Origin of the sequence: Moorella thermoacetica, from assembly GCF_001267405.1 — a bacterium.
Lineage (GTDB): Bacteria > Bacillota > DSM-521 > Neomoorellales > Neomoorellaceae > Neomoorella > Neomoorella thermoacetica.
Map to the genome: position 1 here is coordinate 823278 of NZ_CP012369.1, position 18171 is coordinate 841448.

Annotated in this window: 18 protein-coding genes, 1 tRNA gene and 1 pseudogene; 17 read left to right on the top strand and 3 right to left on the bottom strand. The window is 58.5% G+C overall.

Going from position 1 to position 18171, the window contains the following annotated elements:
• Positions 1–211 precede the first annotated feature (211 nt).
• Positions 212–1597, top strand: a pseudogene (locus MOTHE_RS04105) (GntP family permease).
• Positions 1598–2021: 424 nt separating this feature from the next.
• On the opposite strand, the gene MOTHE_RS04110 reads toward MOTHE_RS04105, so the two are convergent.
• Positions 2022–2096: transfer RNA gene (locus MOTHE_RS04110), tRNA-Thr, on the bottom strand.
• A gap of 133 nt (positions 2097–2229) precedes the next feature.
• Here MOTHE_RS04110 and MOTHE_RS13255 point away from each other — a divergent pair.
• From MOTHE_RS13255 to MOTHE_RS04140, 7 genes are all read left to right on the top strand, one after another.
• Positions 2230–2394 (top strand): hypothetical protein, encoded by a 165-nt coding sequence (locus tag MOTHE_RS13255; RefSeq protein WP_158499099.1) that lies wholly within the window; start codon positions 2230–2232, stop codon positions 2392–2394.
• 148 nt (positions 2395–2542) lie between these two features.
• Positions 2543–5008 carry a replication restart helicase PriA gene (priA, locus tag MOTHE_RS04115; RefSeq protein WP_011392415.1) on the top strand — a complete coding sequence of 822 codons (2466 nt, stop codon included), beginning with the start codon at positions 2543–2545 and terminating at the stop codon, positions 5006–5008.
• Positions 5009–5026: 18 nt separating this feature from the next.
• Complete coding sequence (gene def / locus MOTHE_RS04120; protein WP_011392416.1) at positions 5027–5494, top strand: peptide deformylase; 468 nt, start codon at positions 5027–5029, stop codon at positions 5492–5494.
• A 2-nt stretch (positions 5495–5496) separates the two neighbouring features.
• Positions 5497–6432: a methionyl-tRNA formyltransferase gene (gene fmt, locus MOTHE_RS04125; RefSeq protein ID WP_011392417.1), complete on the top strand. Its 936-nt coding sequence runs from the start codon at positions 5497–5499 to the stop codon at positions 6430–6432.
• Positions 6423–7232 carry a DUF116 domain-containing protein gene (locus MOTHE_RS04130; protein ID WP_011392418.1) on the top strand — a complete coding sequence of 270 codons (810 nt, stop codon included), beginning with the start codon at positions 6423–6425 and terminating at the stop codon, positions 7230–7232. Before fmt ends, MOTHE_RS04130 begins: the two co-directional genes overlap by 10 nt.
• A 66-nt stretch (positions 7233–7298) precedes the next feature.
• Positions 7299–8672 carry a 16S rRNA (cytosine(967)-C(5))-methyltransferase RsmB gene (gene rsmB / locus MOTHE_RS04135; protein ID WP_011392419.1) on the top strand — a complete coding sequence of 458 codons (1374 nt, stop codon included), beginning with the start codon at positions 7299–7301 and terminating at the stop codon, positions 8670–8672.
• A 65-nt stretch (positions 8673–8737) separates the two neighbouring features.
• A complete protein-coding gene (locus MOTHE_RS04140; RefSeq protein WP_011392420.1) occupies positions 8738–9232 on the top strand; it encodes a hypothetical protein in 495 nt (164 codons plus the stop codon).
• Between the two features lie 203 nt (positions 9233–9435).
• Here the strand turns inward: MOTHE_RS04140 and MOTHE_RS04145 are convergent, their stop codons facing one another.
• Together MOTHE_RS04145 and MOTHE_RS04150 are read right to left on the bottom strand one after the other, a co-directional pair.
• The gene (locus MOTHE_RS04145) at positions 9436–10401 is read right to left on the bottom strand and encodes an IS3 family transposase (protein ID WP_139560386.1); all 966 of its coding nucleotides are present in this window, start codon (positions 10399–10401) and stop codon (positions 9436–9438) included.
• Entirely contained in the window at positions 10365–10706 is a 342-nt protein-coding gene (locus MOTHE_RS04150) for a transposase (protein WP_011391837.1), read from the bottom strand. Before MOTHE_RS04150 ends, MOTHE_RS04145 begins: the two co-directional genes overlap by 37 nt.
• A gap of 143 nt (positions 10707–10849) precedes the next feature.
• On the opposite strand from MOTHE_RS04150, the gene MOTHE_RS04155 reads away from it, so the two are divergent.
• The 9 genes from MOTHE_RS04155 (at position 10850) to MOTHE_RS04190 (ending at position 18170) form a co-directional block, all read left to right on the top strand.
• Entirely contained in the window at positions 10850–11551 is a 702-nt protein-coding gene (locus MOTHE_RS04155; protein ID WP_053094705.1) for a sensor histidine kinase, read from the top strand.
• Between the two features lie 81 nt (positions 11552–11632).
• The gene (locus MOTHE_RS04160) at positions 11633–12277 is read left to right on the top strand and encodes an accessory gene regulator ArgB-like protein (protein ID WP_011392422.1); all 645 of its coding nucleotides are present in this window, start codon (positions 11633–11635) and stop codon (positions 12275–12277) included.
• Positions 12278–12293: 16 nt separating this feature from the next.
• The gene (locus tag MOTHE_RS12750; RefSeq protein ID WP_080996770.1) at positions 12294–12431 is read left to right on the top strand and encodes a cyclic lactone autoinducer peptide; all 138 of its coding nucleotides are present in this window, start codon (positions 12294–12296) and stop codon (positions 12429–12431) included.
• Positions 12432–12561: 130 nt separating this feature from the next.
• Positions 12562–13626, top strand: a complete 1065-nt coding sequence (gene rlmN / locus MOTHE_RS04165) for a dual-specificity RNA methyltransferase RlmN (protein ID WP_011392423.1) — start codon at positions 12562–12564, stop codon at positions 13624–13626.
• Positions 13626–14384, top strand: a complete 759-nt coding sequence (locus MOTHE_RS04170) for an FHA domain-containing protein (protein WP_011392424.1) — start codon at positions 13626–13628, stop codon at positions 14382–14384. The genes rlmN and MOTHE_RS04170 overlap by 1 nt, the downstream gene beginning before the upstream one ends.
• Positions 14385–14443: 59 nt before the next feature.
• The gene (locus MOTHE_RS04175; RefSeq protein WP_162490043.1) at positions 14444–14875 is read left to right on the top strand and encodes an FHA domain-containing protein; all 432 of its coding nucleotides are present in this window, start codon (positions 14444–14446) and stop codon (positions 14873–14875) included.
• Positions 14829–15539 (top strand): Stp1/IreP family PP2C-type Ser/Thr phosphatase, encoded by a 711-nt coding sequence (locus tag MOTHE_RS04180; RefSeq protein WP_011392426.1) that lies wholly within the window; start codon positions 14829–14831, stop codon positions 15537–15539. The genes MOTHE_RS04175 and MOTHE_RS04180 overlap by 47 nt, the downstream gene beginning before the upstream one ends.
• Positions 15532–16788, top strand: coding sequence for an FtsW/RodA/SpoVE family cell cycle protein (locus tag MOTHE_RS04185; RefSeq protein WP_053094706.1), 1257 nt, complete (start codon positions 15532–15534; stop codon positions 16786–16788). Before MOTHE_RS04180 ends, MOTHE_RS04185 begins: the two co-directional genes overlap by 8 nt.
• The gene (locus tag MOTHE_RS04190) at positions 16785–18170 is read left to right on the top strand and encodes a peptidoglycan D,D-transpeptidase FtsI family protein (RefSeq protein WP_011392428.1); all 1386 of its coding nucleotides are present in this window, start codon (positions 16785–16787) and stop codon (positions 18168–18170) included. Before MOTHE_RS04185 ends, MOTHE_RS04190 begins: the two co-directional genes overlap by 4 nt.
• The last annotated feature ends 1 nt before the right edge of the window (position 18171 follow it).

Genomic DNA, 18171 nt, shown 5'->3' on the forward strand with positions numbered 1-18171 from the left:
GCATACAAAAATATTGTAAGGCTTCCTCCTACTTCCACCTAATCAAATCCGCCTGTCCCTTGACAGGCACCTCCCTGGTCGTCATAATAAAGGGAGTTCCGGGAAAAGACATACTTAAATCTGGGGGTTTGCTATAGGAGGGAGGAAGAATTTGCTAGAGAAAATTGCGAAAGTATTTTTAAAGTCTATTTAAGTCTGGGGGGTAGAGTAAATGACACCGGAACAGCTAGCTGCCGCAAAGACGGTTATGGTACACGGTCCCATGCTGCTTGTGATAGTGGTCCTGGCGATCCTGTTTATAATTTTCGCTACTGCCAGGCTAAAACTTCATCCGTTCCTCGCCCTTATCCTGGCGGCATACGGCGTGGGTTTTCTCAGTAAGATGCCCGTCGAGTTCGTCGGTTCCGTAGTTGCCCAGGGATTTGGTAATTTAATGACGAACATCGGCCTCGTGATAGTCTTCGGGACGATAATAGGCACCATCATGGAAAAATCCGGAGCGGCCCTGAAAATGGCCGAGGTGGTGCTTAATATAGTAGGGATTAAAAGATCGCCCCTGGCCATGAGCATAATAGGTTATATCACCAGCATACCGGTTTTCTGTGATTCGGGGTACGTTATTTTGACTCCCCTCAATAAAGCCCTGGCCAGGAGGGCTGAGATCCCTATGGCCGTAATGGCCGTCGCTTTGTCTACCGGCCTTTACGCCACCCACACGCTGGTACCGCCAACGCCGGGGCCGATAGCTGCCGCAGGAAACGTGGGCGCGGACCTGGGGCTTGTCATCCTGATAGGCGTGCTGGTATCGATACCGGCGGCTCTTACGGGACTCTGGTGGGCCTATAGGGTTGGTAAAAATATCACGTCGGAAGTAGACCAGACCGGTCTGAGTTACGACGAACTGAAAAAACAGTTCTAGGAGCTACCCGGAGCAGTAAAATCCTTTTTGCCTATCGTGGTGCCGATCATACTTATAGCCATCGCTTCGGTGGCCAAGTTTACAAAGTATGCCGGCCCGGGGAACAATTTTATTATATTTCTGGGCACGCCGGTCAACGCCCTTATGATAGGCGTTCTGCTGTCATTTACGCTCCTCCCCAGGTTTGACGAAGAGACGCTCATGAACTGGGTGGGGCAGGGGATTAAGGATTCAGCGATTATTTTACTCATAACCGGCGCAGGCGGCTCTCTCGGGGCCGTGCTGTCAGCCACTCCTATTTCGGATTATATTAAGTCTTTAGCTGGAGGAAACATTGCGGGGGGTCCCTTGGCTATTATCCTTGTATTTATCATAGCAGCCATGCTCAAAACCGCCCAGGGCTCCTCGACGGTGGCCCTTGTTACCACCTCGAGCCTTATAGCTCCCCTGCTGCCGCAGCTAGGGTTGACGTCTCCAATGGATCTTGTCCTGACGGTAATGGCAATAGGCGCCGGGGCTATGACCGTCTCCCATGTTAACGACAGTTACTTCTGGGTAGTGTCGCAGTTTTCGGGTTTGGAGGTCACCGATGCCTATAAGGCCCAGACAGCGGCTACCCTGCTGGAAGGCCTGGTAACGATTGTGACCACGATCGTGCTCTTCATGATATTCCATTGAACAATAAGGAGAAGGACGAAAGCCCGTGCCATCGAGCACGGGCTGTTTCTAATCTCCCCGGATCCCAATTAACCCGCAGGCCGGACATGAACAAGCGGGTTGGCAACCACCCCTCGTAGTCTCGCCAGAGGGCAAAGTGGGATATGCCCTGGTATGCCCTATAACTTACACATCAAAGGGTACCCTTTGAGGCTGCATTACCCCAGGAGGAGTCAGAGATTTGTTTCTTGAGAAAGGAGCCGACCGATTAACCATTTTGGCACGGATAGGCACTATCCACTCATACTTGGGCCGGGGCCGGTGGTTCTGTAGTAAAACGTGGATTAGAGGGGCGGGTTATTTTGCTAAAATATGGAATGGCACCAAATGGGCACCAATTCACAAAAACGGCCTCCTGGGCGATCCTCGGAGGCCTTGATTTAGCTGGAGCTGATGGAGGGATTCGAACCCTCGACCTGCGCATTACGAGTGCGCTGCTCTACCACTGAGCCACATCAGCGTTTGTCACAGTCGATATTATATCACCCCCCGGCACCGGAATCAACCGTTATGGAGCTTTATGAGTTCTATATTTTAGCTTCTGCCGCACCGTGCTGGATGCATGTATTGACGGGGGATTGAAGGATTGAGGAATGTCAGGCTGTCTTTCCGGCCTCTCCGGCAGCCGTTTTTCGGGTCTGGAACCAGCCCCAGGTGAAAACGGCTGCTGCCATGGCCCAGGGGATGAGGACGGCGGCCGGGAACAGCAATTTAACCTTGAGCCGCCACGGCCCCTTGGCCAGGCCTGGAAAGAATAGAGGCCGCCGCTATTTACAAAAACGGAAGGAGGCTATTCCATGGAGTCGCGTGGTTTGAAGAGCATTCCCGGATAAATGATCTGGAGTTCCCTTAAAGGGCCGTATCTGGTATAATACTGGTGGATTAGGAAACCAGGAGGGGGTCGAGTTGGCGGATTTGCTAGTAGAGGTGGCAGTCAACTCGGCCCCTGGTGCTATAGATAAGACCCTGACCTACCGGGTGCCGCCGGAGATGGCTGCCGGGGTCCGGGTGGGTTCCCTGGTTCTGGTGACGGTTGGCAAGCAGATGGCCACCGGCCTGGTGGTAGACCTGCAGGGCGGTACGGGGCATTCCAGCCTGAAGGATATCAGGGACGTCCTGGAGGCCGATTTTCTGCCCCCACATTTAGTGGAACTCGGCCGTTACATGGCGGAGCGGTACTTTTGTCCCCTGGCCGTTGCTTTGAGCGCAATGTTACCGCCGGCAACGGGCCGGCGTCTGGAGCGCCGCTGGCGCTGGGTGCCGACGTCGGGGGAGGAAACGGCGGCGGCCCTCAACCTGGCCGGGTACCTGCCATCGCCCGCCCGGGCAGTAGCTGCCTACCTGGCCGAAGTGGCCGTGGCCGGGGAAAGCCAGTTGCGGCCCTTTGCCCGGGGGCGGGAATTGGCAGGAGCCCTGAAGATCCTGGCGACCCACGGTCTGATCCGGGAAGAGTGGAACTGGCGGCAGGCACCCGGCGTGCGCCGGCCCTACTGGGCGGTGCCGCGTCCCGGGGCGGCGGCGGCCCTGGCAGGTATGGAGCGGCGGGCGCCGCGCCAGGCGAGGATTCTTAGAGCTCTCCTGGAAGGGGGCCCCCGGCCGGCCGCGGACCTGGCGGCAGGGAACGGTTATACCGCCCTGCGGCGCCTGGAGGAGATGGGGTTAATCGAGCTAACCCTCGGGCCGCCAGCCGGTGCGGAGGGGATGCCTCCTTCGCGTTTTGAGGGAGGGAGCGAGGAGTACGGTAACCATGGGGGTGCCGGCGGTGGGGTTGCTCCCCTGCAGCTTAACAGGGACCAGGAGGAAGCCCTCAGGGCAATAGAAGGCGCTCTGTCCCAGGGGGGCACCTTTTTACTATATGGGGTCACCGGGAGCGGCAAAACCGAGGTCTACCTGCGGGCGACCAGGGCGGCCCTGGCCCGGGGGCGGCGGGCCCTTTTCCTGGTGCCGGAGCATTCCCTGATACCCCAGGTGGTGGCCAGGCTGAGACAGGCCGTGGGGGATGGGGTGGCCGTCATCCACGGGAATCTTTCCCCGGGCGAAAGGGCGGCCATCTGGGAACGGGCGCGCCGGGGGGAGATCCGGGTTATCGCCGGCAGCCGGTCGGCCCTCTTCGCACCCCTGCCGGATCTGGGCCTGATTATCGTCGACGAGGAACACGCCGGCAGCTACAAGCAGGACGCGGCTCCCCGCTACGATGCCCGGGAGGTGGCTATCAAACGGGGCCATCTGGAGGGGGCGGTGGTCGTCCTGGGCAGCGCCACCCCGAGCACAGAAACCTTTTACCTGGCCCGCCGGGGCGCGATAAACCTGTTACAGTTGCCCCGCCGGGTGGAAAACTTAAGCCTGCCGGCGGTGGAGATCGTCGACCTGCGGGAGGAGTTCCGGGCCGGCCACCAGGGTTACTTGAGCCGTCGGCTCCGACAGGAAGTAGCTGCCGCCCTGGCGGCGGGCAGGCAGGCAATTCTTTTCTTGAACCGGCGCGGCTATGCCCCCCATGTCCTCTGCCGCCGTTGCGGCTACGTACCCTTGTGCCGGCATTGCGACGTAGCCCTGACCTACCACCAGGATGGAACCTTACGCTGCCATTACTGCGGCCGCGGTGAACCGGCTAGGGCCAACTGTCCCGCATGCGGCGGCTCCCTGGTACGCTTGGGGGCCGGCACCCAGAGGGTGGAGGCTGAAGCCCGGGCCCTGTGGCCCGGGACGCGAATTATCCGCGCCGATGGAGATACTACTGCTAGAAAGGGCCGGTGGGAGGAGATCTACCGGACCTTTGCCGGAGGCCACGCCGATATCCTCGTCGGTACCCAGACTATAGCTCGGGGTATGGATTTTCCCGGGGTGACCCTGGTGGGGGTCGTCAATGCTGATTTATCCCTGTACCAGCCGGATTTCCGGGCCCGGGAGCGTACTTTCCAGCTTTTAACCCAGGTGGCCGGGCGGGCCGGACGAAAATCGGCCGGGAAGGTTATTATCCAGACCTATAACCCCGCCGACCCGGCCATTACCCTGGCAGCGGCCCAGGACTACCGGAGGTTCTACGAGCAGGAGATAGCCGGCCGCCGGGCGGGGGGTTATCCTCCCTTTGTGAAGCTGGTACGGGTAGGCTTTAGCGGGCGTGACGAGGCCGGGGTAATCGAAGCCGCCCATGACCTGGCCGGGTCCATCAAAGGAGCCGGCGCACAGATTGAAGTGCTTGGTCCCGCCCCCGGCTTTCCCGTGCGGGTCCAGGATAACTACCGCTGGCAACTGGTGTTGAAGGTCCCCGCCTGGTCCCGGAATAAGGCCCGGCTGGCCGGTTGCCTGGCAAATTACCGGCCCCGTCACGATATCCGGATGATCGTCGACGTGGGGCCCGTCAATCCCTGGTAGCGTTAGGAGGCACGTTTCTTGGCAATTCATAAGATCTTAACCCTGGGGGACCCTCTCCTGCGGGAGAAGTCCCAACCGGTAAGGAAAATAACCTCCAATGTTTGGAAACTACTGGATAACCTGGCTGATACCATGTACGATGCCCCGGGGGTGGGGCTGGCCGCACCCCAGATCGGCGTCCTGAAAAGGGTGATAGTCGTTGATGTCGGGGAAGGACTGACCGAGCTTATCAACCCGGAGGTAATTGCCGCCAGCGGAGAAGAAGTCGGCGCGGAGGGGTGTTTGAGCATCCCCGGTGCCCAGGGGGAGGTGCCGCGGGCAGCGGTAGTCACCGTCCGGGGCCTGGATCGCCACGGCCGGGTGCGGGAGATCCGGGCGGAGGGCCTGTACGCCAGGGCACTGCAGCATGAAATAGACCACCTGGATGGGATCCTGTTTATTGATAAAGTCGTACGCTGGCTCGAGAACCAGCCGGGGGAGCGGTAGAGATGCGGTTAGTGTTCATGGGAACCCCCGATTTTGCCGTTCCCTCCCTGCAGGCTCTGGTGGCAGCTGGCCATGAATTTGCTGCCGTAATCACCCAGCCCGATCGGCCTCGGGGGCGGGGCAAGAAACTCCTGCCGCCACCCGTAAAGAGTACGGCCCTGGCCGCCGGGCTGCCGGTGCGCCAGCCATCTGACATGAAGGACAGGGAGTTTTTGGAGGACTTGCGGCTATTGCAGCCGGAGTTAATCGTGGTAGTGGCCTTCGGCCGCATTCTCTCGCGGGAGATCCTGGACCTGCCGGCGCGGGGATGCGTTAACCTGCACGCCTCCTTGTTACCGCGCTACCGGGGAGCGGCTCCCATCCACCGGGCCGTGATGAACGGGGAAGTTGAAACCGGGGTGACCACCATGTGGATGGCACCGCAACTGGACGCCGGCGACATCATCCTCCAGGAGAAGCTGCCCATCCCACCGGAGGCCACGACGGGGGAGATCCATGACCGTCTGGCTGAGGTGGGGGCCGGACTCCTGGTACATACCCTGGAATTGATAGCAGCCAGCCGGGCGCCGCGCCTACCCCAGGACGAGGCCCTGGCCACCTACGCACCGCCGCTTAAACCGGAGGAAGAAGTAATTCACTGGGAGCAGCCGGCGCAGGTTATCTATAACCAAATCCGGGGCCTGAACCCCTGGCCGGGGGCTTATACCCTGCGGTCCGGGGAACGGCTAAAGATATACGGCGCCCGGCTAACTGACCCGTCTGCCATCGGCAGGGCGGGGCGGGTCGTGGAGGTCGGCCGGGAAGGGTTCGTGGTCCAGGCCGGGACCGGTCGGCTACTGGTCACCTCCGTGCAGCCGCCGGGGAAGAAGATCATGCCGGCCTCCGCCTACCTGCAAGGGTACCCCATGGTACCCGGGGAGATTCTGGGATGCGTATAAAAAAACGCCTCTTCATCGGCCTCCTGGCTTTGAGCCTCATGTTTATAACGGCGGTCCTGGCAGGCAGCTGGTATTTACTGATTAACCATAGCAGCCTTTTTAACCGGGTCCTCCTGGCCCTGGGCTTTTTTACCCTGGCGGTGCTCTTCCTGCTCATTGCCCTGGGTATAATCAGCCTGGTACTCATGCTCTGGCAGGGGCGCAGCCGTCCCCTTTTCCAGCACCTGGGGTTGATGGCGGTGAATATTCTTTTTCCGGTGGCCCTGGCCCTGGGGAAACGTCTGGGGGTCGAGGCGGCTACTATCAAGGCTTCTTTCATCGAAATGAATAACCAGCTCGTGCGCCTGCAGAGGCTGCAGGTCGCCCCGCGAGAAATCCTGATCCTGGCCCCCCATTGCTTGCAATGGAGCGGCTGTCCCCATAAGATCACCATTGACGTTAACAACTGCCGCCGTTGCGGGCGCTGCCCCATTGACGCTCTCCACGCCCTAGCGGCCAGGTACGGTGTCCGTCTGGCGGTGGCCACAGGAGGTACCCTGGCCCGCCACTTTGTGAAGCAATACCGTCCCCGGGCGGTTGTGGCTATAGCCTGCGAGCGCGACCTGACTAGCGGCATCCAGGATACCCAACCCCTGCCGGTACTGGGGGTGCTGAACTTAAGACCCCATGGGCCCTGCCTCAATACCCAGGTTAATTTAAACCAGGTTGAGCAGGCCGTCCAGTTTTTCCTGACCGGCAGGACGGTGCCCCAGGTTCAGGCCTGCAGCGAGGGGTGGGTCGAAGTAACCCACGGTAGCTAGACTGTATCAACAGGGATAGAGGGAAGCGGAGAAACATTATCTACCGGCGTAAATGGAGGCAATAGCTTGGGTAAAATCAAGCCCGCCGTTTCGGCCCGGGAGGCGGCATTGCAGGTAATTTACCGGGTAACTGAGGAAGGGGCCTATGCCGGCCTGGCTCTGGATGAGGTGTTGAAGTCCGCCGGCCTGGATGGCCGCGAGAGGGCCCTGGCTACTGAACTGGCTTATAGCGCCATTAAGGCCTGGGGAACCCTGGATTGGGCTCTGGGCCTTTTTTTACGGCAACCCTTGGAGAAACTGCCGCCCTGGATTCGCTGTGTTCTGCGCCTGGGAGCCACCCAGTTGCTGTATGTGCCCCGGATACCGCCCCGGGCGGCCATTTATGAAACAGTGGAGCTGGCCAAAAAGTACGGTCACCGGGGTACGACGGGCCTGGTCAACGGTGTCCTGCGCCACCTGGACCGGCAAAAGGACGCCCTGCCCTATCCCGATTGGAAAACCGACCCGGCCGGCTACCTGGCCCTGCGCTATTATCACCCTCGCTGGCTGGTAGAACGCTGGCTGGAAGAGTTCGGGTACCAGGAGACCGAATATCTCTGCCGGGCGGATAATGAACCCCCTCCCACAATAGCCCGGGTCAACACCCTGAAGACGAGAAAAGATGTACTGGCCGCGCGCCTCCAGGCGGAGGGGGCGACCGTCAGGCCGGCCCGTTACGCCCCGGAAGGGCTGGTGGTCGAGGGGCTGGGAGCGCTAGAGGCCAGTCCCTCCTTCCAGGAGGGGTTGTTTTATGTCCAGGACGAGGGTTCCCAGCTGGTCAGCCATGCCCTGCACCCGGACTCTGGTGCCTGGGTAATCGATGCCAGCGCCGCACCGGGCGGTAAGACAACCCATCTGGCCCAGCTGATGGCCGATCGGGGGACGATTCTGGCCTGCGATGTTCACCGGGGGAGGTTGGATTTGATCGCCGCCAACTGCCGTCGCCTGGGGGTTACCTGCGTTCGCACCGTCCTGGTAGATGCCCGGGAACTGGGGGAACGCTACCCGGCGGCTGCAGATTACCTCCTAATTGATGCCCCCTGCTCCGGGCTGGGGGTATTGCGGCGGCGGCCCGACGCCCGCTGGCGGAAAGAAGCCCCCCGCACCCGGGAGCTGGCCCGGCTACAACTGGCCATTCTGATGGGAGCCAGGCAGGCCCTGAAACCGGGAGGTGTCCTGGTTTACAGTACCTGCACCCTGCTGCCGGAAGAAAACCAGGAGGTGGTACGGGAGTTTCTGGAACGGGCGGGGGAATTCAGACCGGACTCCCTGGAGCCTTGGTTGCCGGTCCTGCCACCGGACCTGATGGTCACCGCCCGCCAGGGCTGGGTCCAGTTTTTGCCCCAGCGTCACGGGACGGACGGCTTTTTTATCGCCAGGATAAAAAAGCTAGAAAAATAAAGGATTCTGTCCCCTTATGCAGAATATGGTTCAGGGATATTCGGTAAACTGGGGGAAGGTAGAGTATGGATTTCATGCCGTGGACGGCTCTGGTTTTTCAATCCATACCGGAAGAGATTATTCAAGTGGCGCTGGGTTTAGGTCTCATTGGACGCTACCCACGCATGAGATTTATTACGGCGATAGGCATAGGCGGGGGTGTCTTTTCATTTTTCTTTCGGCGTTTGCCTTATGATTTTGGCGTTCATACCCTGGCGCAATTGATTGTCTTGATCTTGCTTTTACACTTCATTGTTCGAGTGGATTATTTTGAGGCAACCATGGCGGCCTTTTTAGGGGTATTGGCTGTGGGCATTGTTGAGGGTATATCTATCCCCACAGTTTCATACTTAACCGGTATTAGTTTCGAAACGGCCCTGCATGACCCGTGGCTCAGGGTACTCTTTCCCATTCCAGATGAAATCATCCTGGGGGCGGCAGCCTACCTCTGCCGGCGGTGGCGCCTTTCCCTCGTCTTCAGCAGGAGCCTTCTTGAGAACCGGGACCGAAAGGAACAATGAAGATGAAGAATAGAAATTTTACTCTGGTGATCCTGATTTTGGTCCTGCTCCAGACCTTCTTAATTTGCCTGCTGAATCTTAGTTACTACGCCCAGGCGGATTAACCCCCGCAGATTGGACATATGCACCCGACATTAAGCTCTCTTGCAATTTTTCTTCAAGCTTTTAAGGGGCAAAGGCTTCCGGATACGCACCAATTTACGTCACACCCTCACGGGATATCTGGGCTGCAATCCTGTCTCGATATGACGACGGTAAAACTTGGCCGGCGACAGGTAGTGTAAACTAGAGTGCAATCGGCGGTTGTTATAACGGCTAACGAATTCCACGACCGCCTGATATGCCTCCGCGTAGGTCCCAAACTCGCCCATCGACAAGCATTCATCCTCAAGAAGCCGATGGTACGATTCGATATATGCGTTCATATTCGGTGTCTTGGGCGGTATTCTCTCGTGTAGGACATTCCATCGCTCACATTCCGATTCAAACAGATGGCTTACAAACTGGGGTCCATTATCCGAACGGATGATGGGTAATGGTAAATTCCTTTGAAGAATCTGACGTTTCCACAATGCTGCTCGAAAAGTTTCAACGGCATGTCTGGCTTCACAGGTTAGACCAATATGATAGCCCACAATCTGCCTGTCATAGACGTCAATGTACGACAGCACAAAGAAAAACCGGTCTTCTCCTGCAATGTATCCGTACTTGACATCGACCTCCCAGAGCTGGTTTGGCGCTGTGATAGTGCGGTTCTGGGCCAAATTCCGCGGGTGTTTCCGACGGAGGTTCCGTTGTGGCCGCAGAATATCCAGTTCCTTACACAAGCGGTATACCTTTTTCTCGTTCACCACCAGCTCATGATCTTGTCGAAGCATATGAGTGAGCTTACGGTACCCGTAGGCGTAACCATCACCGGAAATAGACTCCATAATCCATTCCTTAATCTGTTCATCACTGACCTTGCGGCCGCCCACAGTCAGTGAATGACCAGGAAACGGACGTCCACCCGTCGTGGTATGCGGCTTGGGTTCATGTGTTAATTGATAATAATAGGTGGATCGAGAAACCCCCACTATGCGCAGCACGAGAGTAGCGTTGTACCCGGCTGTGATCCACTTGTGCGCAATGGCTACTTTATCTGCAAGTGAGGGTTGGCTTTTTTTAATAGGTCACGCAATATAGCAATTTCAAGGTCTTTTTCGCCCAGAAGTTGCTTTAGATGGGTATTCTGTTTGTCTAACTCACGGTTCTCTGCAACGAGTCGGGCGTGTTCCTGCTGAGTAACGTGGGTGGCGTTTCCCTTTGGGCTACTGCCTTGCATGGGTTGGCCGGCTTTGTACTGACGAACCCATCGGCTGACAATATTCGGCCGGATATCATACTTCCGAGCAACGACGGAATTATTTCCGGCAGCGATGGCCTGTTCGACGACCTGGCGCTTGAACTCTAGGGTAAATTTCCGACGTTCCACTTGAATAACCTCCTGACCTTATAGTCTCATGAATTTGGAAGATTGTCCAATCTAATTTCGGGGCTTAAGAGCAGGAGGCCTTCCCAATTTTCCCCATAGAAGGCACGCCTAGGGCCATCTTGATACTCTCATCGTTACTCCTATTGACTTCCCTGGGTATGATTTATATTTTATTCACGGCCACCAACAGGGACATCCAACTGATGCGTCAGGAAATCTATATCGCCAACCTGAAGGAGAGCATGAAAAGCCTGCGCGCCCAGCGCCACGATTTCATCAGCCACCTGCAAACGGTCTACGGCCTGCTGCAATTGGGAATGAACGAGGCCGGCCTGGAGTATATCGCCTCCGTTTGCAAGGAGGTACGCCAGCCCACCCGGATCATCGAGGTCAGCCAGCCGGCCCTGGCCGGGCTCTTCCAGGCCAAGGCGACGGCCATCGAGGAGAAGGGGGTTAGTTTCCAGTATGAAATTAACAGCGACCTGAAGGGCCTGCTCTTACCACCCACGGACGCTACCAGCATCTTTGGCAACCTCCTCGATAACGCCCTGGAAGCCACCCTGGCGGGTACCCCGGGAGGGGAAAAACGCATCTGGCTGCGGATCTATAATGAAGGCAACTGTCACTGTTTCGAAGTGGGTAACACCGGACCGGTTATTCCCCTGGAACTGCAGAAAAAGATTTTTGCCCGGGGGTTTACCACGAAAAAGGTCGATCGGGAGAGCCACGGCCAGGGCCTCTACATTGTCCAGAAGCTGGTGAAGGCCAATAATGGCCGGGTGGAGGTCAACAGTAGCGACCAGGGTACGGTCTTTACTGTAAAATTTCCCATTTTTTCAAGTTGATTTTGTGATGGCGGCAGGAATTTTCGCGATCATGTAGAATAATATGGTAGCATTAACAAAGTTTTATGGAGCAGGTAAGCCTTGCTAAGCATTCATCAGCTCGCCCGGGTGGGCGCCGATTACCTGGTTTCCAGGTTGCCGGAGGGCGGGGGCAGGAAGCCGGAAGCAGAGGTCGTGGCTTTCGGCCTGGAGGTGGCCCTGGGTGGGGTCCTCCAGTTAGCAGTTTTCGTGATAGCAGCCTGGTACCTGGGCCTGGTACCGGAAATGATGGCCGCCCTGGCGACCATGGCCAGCTACCGCCTCCTGTCGGGAGGCGTCCATGCCAGTGCCTACTACCGCTGTTTGCTCTTATCTCTGATGACTCTGATCCTTCTGGCTCTTCTGGGCCGGGGGCTGGCGCTTGTGGCAGGAGGATACCTGCCGGCCCTGGCAGTAGGGGCATTTGTCACTAATCTTGATATTGCCCGGCGGCTGGTACCGGTAACTACGCCGGCGGCACCCATTAGCAATCACCGGCGCCGGGCCCGGTTAAAGCAGGCTGCTTATTTATGGTTAACGGGGTGGTTGCTAGTGATTATAGCCGGCTTCTACCTGGAATGGCCCCGGGGCATTCTGGCCAGCAGCCTTCTGGCCCTGGCCGTCCAGGGGTTGGCCTTGACTCCGGCCGGTTTTGCCGCTGTGGGGTGGGCCGACTCCCTTTTGCAGCGGATCCTGCCCCTGGGATAGAAAAGAGGAGGTGAGAATGATGGTTAAAAGGCTGACTGCCATCATTGCCACCCTGGGTGTGGCCCTGGCGGTCTTGGTGGCCAACGGCAGCGTCCTGCCGACCAGTACATGGCTCTGGCACCAGCCGGAGGTCCCGGAGACCCTGCGTAAATAAATAACTGGGTGTAGGGTTACATAGGAAAGGGGAGAAAAAACTCCCCTTTTTTTCATTCCCTGCTGCCGCCGGGCCGGGATTGTGGTATATTATGGTATAGCTTCATTCATAATAAAGCCAGGAGATGGCCATGACTACCAGAATTGACTTGCGGGGGCTGTTGCCCCAAGAATTGGAGGAGCTGGCAGTTCGGCTGGGGGAGGCGCCCTACCGTGGCCGGCAGATCTTTCGCTGGTTGCACGCCCGTCGGGCGAAAGGAATAGAGGTTATGTCCGATTTGCCCCGGGCTTTCCGGGAGCGTCTGGCGTTAGTAGCCGAACTACCTCCGGTAAGGGTTCTGAACCGCCTGGTGGCGGCTGACGGCCTGACGCGCAAGTTGCTCCTGGGCCTGGGTGACGGTAATAGCATCGAATGTGTTCTCATGATTTACAAAGACGGCCGCCGCAGGAATACCGCCTGCCTGTCCAGCCAGGTGGGTTGCGCCATGGGATGCAGTTTTTGCGCCACCGGTCAGGGCGGCCTCCAGCGTAACCTGACCGCCAGTGAGATTATCCTCCAGGCCCTGGCCCTGGGGGCGGAACTGGCGGAGGGGGAAGGGGGGAACCGGATCAGCAATATCGTCTTTATGGGTATGGGGGAACCACTCAATAACTATGAGGCCGTCATGAAAGGGGTACGTATTTTCGAAGATCCTTCGGGATGGGGCATCAGCCACAGGCGGATTACCCTGTCCACCTGCGGCATTGTTCCCGGCATCGAGCGACTGGCCAGGGAAAAACCGCCCCTGGAGCTGGCTGTTTCCCTGCATGCGGTCACTAACGAACTGCGGGATAAGCTGATGCCCATCAACAGGCGTTACCCCCTGGAAGAGCTTATCCCGGCCTGCCGCCGTTATGCTGAAATAACCGGGCGGCGGGTTACCTTCGAGTATGCCCTGATAGCCGGGGTCAACGACCGTCGGGAGGATGCCCGGGGTTTAAGCAGGCTTCTCCGGGATATGCTGGCCTTCGTAAACATAATCCCCCTGAACCCGGTGGCCGGGAGCGGGTTCAAAGGGGTACCCCCGGCGGCAGCCAGGGCTTTTGTTGCGCTGTTGCAGGAGGCGGGGCTGGAGGCAGCCATCCGTGATAGCCGGGGACAGGATATCGCCGCTGCTTGTGGCCAGTTACGTTTCGCGTCCAGGGAGGTGTTATAATGGACTTGCTGGAGAAAAACGAACACTTCTGGCAACGGCTCTTTGACGGGCTTTTCCGCCGCGGCGGGGAAGTGGCCCTGCAACCGGTAGAAATCGCCAAAAAGCTGGCCAAGGTCATGGTGGCACGGCGGACGATCAGCGTTCACAACGTTTATGTACCCAACGTCTACCTGGTGAACCTGAGTCCCTATGATTTTGAGCGGCTCTCGGTTTTTGAGCATTCCCTGGCCCGGGAACTGGAGGACTATATCAGCAAAAAGGCGGCAGAACAGAATTACACCCTCGTTGGTAAACCCAGGGTGGAGTTTGAGGTTGAAGACGAGCTCACCCCCGGGGAGATGCGGGTGGCAGCGCGAATGGAGGAAGAACCGGAGACGGCCAGCGGGAATGTTGCCGGGCCGGCGGCGGAGGAAGGCGATACCCTTATTTACCGGGCAATTGATGAAGCTCCCGGACCGCCGGAAGAACCGGCTTTAAAATTGGCGGTACTGGAAGGACCGGATGCGGGTCGTACTTTTCTTCTCCAGAAGGGCAGACAGGTTCTGGGCCGCCAGCCGGCCTGTGATTTTGTCCTCACCGATGAGCAGGTCTCCCGGCGGCACTGCCAGGTGGAGGAGAGCCACGACCGCGTCCTGGTAACGGACCTGGGCAGCCGTAACGGGACCATGGTTAATGGTAGGAGGGTAGAGCGGGCCTTCCTGAAGCCCGGAGACCGCCTGCAGGTGGGGCGGAGCGTGCTGGAGTTACAGGTTAGCTGAAGTTGGGTCGGGTGATTGTTTTGGGCGAAGTTTTGCTGGTCGGGTTAAGGTTTGTCTTTGTGCTTTTGATCTATATCTTTGTCTGGCATGTACTGCGGCTAATGTACCTGGAACTGGGCTTGGCCCCGGCACAAAGTTCGCGAAAACGCCCGGTTCTGGTGGTCCTGGATGCAAAAAATGGGGGAGCAAAAAGAGGAGAAAGCTACCCCCTCGGCGAAAATATTAGCATTGGCCGCGATAACCACAACGATATTATTATTAATGACAGCCACGTTTCCGCCAGACATGCTGTAATCACCCGCCAGGGAAGAGAATGGAAAATCCTGGATCTGGATAGTACCAATGGTACCTACGTTAACGGCCTGCGGCTAACCGGTCCGCATAGTTTACGGCCCGGCGATAAGATAAGTATCGGCGGCGTGACTTTCAAAGTGGGGTGGGAAGATGCAAGCCGAAGCCCTTTCCCATACCGGACTGGTGCGGCCCGGTAATGAAGATTACTTTATCCTCGATGTTGAGCGGGGGCTATTAGCAGTAGCTGATGGCATGGGCGGCCACCAGGCCGGGGAGGTTGCCAGCCAACTGGCCCTGCGCGCCCTGGCAGATAAACTCTTTAACGGGCCGGAGGGGGAGCCCCTGCCCCGGCTCCTGGCAGCCGCTGCCTTTGCTAATGAGGTAGTTTACCGGTCTTCCTTAAGCAGCCAGGAGAGGGAAGGAATGGGTACTACTATGACGGCTGTCTGGGTAACGGGGTCCAGGGCCTACCTGACCCATATCGGTGACAGCCGGGCCTATCTTTTCCGGGACGGACAATTACAGGTCCTTACCGACGATCATTCTTATGTAGGCGAGTTGGTTCGACGCGGCGGCCTGACTGCGGAGGAGGCCCGCCTGCATCCCCGGCGTAATATCCTTACCCGGGCCCTGGGGACCGAGGTCCGGGTGGAGATTGACAGCCGGGAGCTGGAATTAAAAACCGGGGACAGGCTCCTCCTATGTACTGATGGGCTGTATGAAGTCATCCCTGATGCTGAACTGGCCAGCATCCTGGGGGAAAATTTATCCCTGGCAGCGACTGCCAGGAAGCTCCTGGACCTGGCCCTCGAGCGGGGAGGGCCGGATAATATCACGGTGGTGTTGGGCCTCTATGATTAATACCGGTGCTGGTACCGGACGGAGGCAGGAGATGGCCCTGCTGGCCTGGCCGTCCCTGATAATCATGGCCGGATATGGCTACATGGTGAATTCTGGCCTCCACCACCCAGGCTGGCAACCGGCTTATGCCCTGGCCCTTCTCCTGGGCGGGTTCTGGGGTGTACACTTGATTTTACGGGTTACCCGCCACGGTGGTGATGAATTTCTCCTGCCCCTGGCAGCCGTATTAACTACCCTGGGATTGACTTTTTTATTCCGCCTGGACCCCGGCCTGGCCTACCGCCAGATTATCTGGACTATCCTGGGTTTGCTGGTACTGGTGGCCGTGACCACCGGCTTCCGGGATTACCAGCGCCTGGAACAGTACCCCTACCTCTTCCTGTCCTTGGGGCTCTTTTTCCTGGCCTTTACTGTTGTGGCCGGGACGCGCATCGGTGGGGCTAAGAGCTGGGTGACCCTGGGATCCTTCCAGATGCAGCCGGTTGAAGCGGTCAAGGTTCTGATGGTCATGTATCTGGCCGGTTACCTGAGCGATAAGCGGGAATTATTGGTCCAGGGAATGGGGCGCCCTACCTGGGGCCCCCTTCTGGCGGCTACGGCCCTGGCGGTTTTACTCCTGGTTATCCAGCGGGATCTGGGGTCAGCACTGATCCTCCTGGCCACCTTCCTGGCCATGCTTTACCTGGCTACTGGTAAACGCCGTTATGTGGCAGCGGGTGCAGGCCTGTTTACTCTGGGGGCGTTGCTGGCTTACCGTCTTTTTCCCTACCTGCGGGTGCGGATCGCCATCTGGCTCAACCCGTGGACGGACGCTGCCGGAGCTGGTTACCAGATCGTGCAGGCGCTGATTGCCCTGGGAAGCGGAGGCGTCTTTGGCACCGGACTGGGGCTGGGCCATTCCCAGTTGATTCCTGCCGTGGCCACCGATTTTATTTTTGTTACCATGGGGGAAGAAATGGGGCTTTTCGGGAGCATCGGCGTCGCCCTTCTTTATCTTTTATTTGCCCTGCGCGGTTTCCGGACCGCCCTTGGCGCCAGGGAAGAGCAGGGTATCCTGCTGGCAGGGGGGCTGACAGTTCTGGTTACCTTTCAGGCTTTTATCATTATGGCTGGCGTCAGTAAACTCCTGCCCTTGACGGGTGTGACCTTGCCTTTTGTAAGTTACGGCGGGAGCTCCCTGGTTATCAGCTACCTGATTCTGGGGTTGCTCCTGAATATCAGCGCCGCCGGCCGGGTGAGCAAACCTTGAGGGGCGAAGTACGCCGCCTGGCCATGGTTACCGGGGCCATCTTCCTGGCCCTGGTGTTGTACCTGACCTATATCCAGGCCGTGGCCGGGGAAAGGCTCTATTTAAATCCTTTAAATCCGCGCCTGGCCCTGGTAGAGCAGCAAACCGTGCGGGGCACTATCTACGACCGGGCCGGCAGGATCCTGGCCCGGACCGTTACAGTTGACGGCCAGTTCCGGCGGGAATATCCCTACGGTAGGGCCGCGGCCCCGGTGGTGGGCTATGTATCCGGGCGTTTCGGCAGCAGTGGCCTGGAGGCCAGCCGCGATGGCGAGCTTCTGGGACTCCTCGGTTGGCAGCGTTTTTTCAACGAGGGGTTGCGCCTGGCCGGCAAACAAGCCCGGGGGAATGATCTTACCCTGACCCTGGACGCCGACCTGCAACGCCGGGCTACCGATTTACTGGCCGGCAGGCGCGGGGCAGTTGTAGCCCTGGACCCCCGTACGGGCGCCGTCCTCGTTCTGGCCAGCAGCCCTACCTTTGACCCCAACCACCTCGAAGAAGAATGGCCCCGGATCAATGACCCCTCCAGCGGCAGCCCCCTCTTAAACCGGGCCGTCCAGGGGCTTTATCCGCCGGGTTCAGTTATGAAGCTGGTTACGGCCACGGCGGCCCTGGAGGCTGATCCGGCCGTTTTACAGCGCCAGTTTTATTGCCCGGGTTACCTGGAGGTCCAGGGGTGGAAGCTAACCTGCCCACGGGCCCATGGTCACCTCAATTTTCAAGAAGCCATGATGTATTCCTGTAATGTTACCTTTGCCACCCTGGCCTTGGAGGCCGGGGCCGATAAATTCAAAGCTACGGCCGATCTTTACGGGTTTAATAAGCCCCTGGATTTTGACCTGCCGGTGAAAGAATCCCGGGTACCGGAACACCTGGATGCCAATGCCTTGGCCGAAAGCTCCATTGGCCAGGGTGCGGTCCTGGCGACGCCCCTACAGATGGCCCTGGTAACGGCTGCTGTAGCCAACAGGGGCATCATAATGCAGCCCTATCTTGTAGCCAGGATAACTTCACCCGGAGGCCAGACCCTCTGGCAGGCCCAGCCCCGGCCCCTGCAGGTGGTGGCTGGAGCCGGGGTGGTAGACGCGATTAAGGACGCTATGGTAGCTACAGTAAAGGGGGGAACAGCTACGGCGGCGGCAATACCGGGTATCCAGGTGGCCGCGAAAACGGGTTCAGCCCAGAACCCCGGTGGCCTGGCCCATGCCTGGCTGGTGGCCATGGCGCCAGCCCAGGACCCGGCCATTGTGGTGGCCGTAGTGGTGGAAAACGCCGGTGCCGGAGGGGTGGCAGCGGCACCCATAGCCAGGGAAATTATGGCGGCAGCCTTGAGGCGGTGAA

Bases quoted from the DNA above. Each gene is read 5' to 3' on its own strand.
- MOTHE_RS13255 (WP_158499099.1), top strand. From the start codon at position 2,230: ATGTCAGGCTGTCTTTCCGGCCTCTCCGGCAGCCGTTTTTCGGGTCTG.
- fmt (WP_011392417.1), top strand. From the start codon at position 5,497: ATGCGGTTAGTGTTCATGGGAACCCCCGATTTTGCCGTTCCCTCCCTG.
- MOTHE_RS04130 (WP_011392418.1), top strand. From the start codon at position 6,423: ATGCGTATAAAAAAACGCCTCTTCATCGGCCTCCTGGCTTTGAGCCTC.
- MOTHE_RS04140 (WP_011392420.1), top strand. From the start codon at position 8,738: ATGGATTTCATGCCGTGGACGGCTCTGGTTTTTCAATCCATACCGGAA.
- MOTHE_RS12750 (WP_080996770.1), top strand. From the start codon at position 12,294: ATGATGGTTAAAAGGCTGACTGCCATCATTGCCACCCTGGGTGTGGCC.
- rlmN (WP_011392423.1), top strand. From the start codon at position 12,562: ATGACTACCAGAATTGACTTGCGGGGGCTGTTGCCCCAAGAATTGGAG.
- MOTHE_RS04170 (WP_011392424.1), top strand. From the start codon at position 13,626: ATGGACTTGCTGGAGAAAAACGAACACTTCTGGCAACGGCTCTTTGAC.
- MOTHE_RS04180 (WP_011392426.1), top strand. From the start codon at position 14,829: ATGCAAGCCGAAGCCCTTTCCCATACCGGACTGGTGCGGCCCGGTAAT.
- MOTHE_RS04185 (WP_053094706.1), top strand. From the start codon at position 15,532: ATGATTAATACCGGTGCTGGTACCGGACGGAGGCAGGAGATGGCCCTG.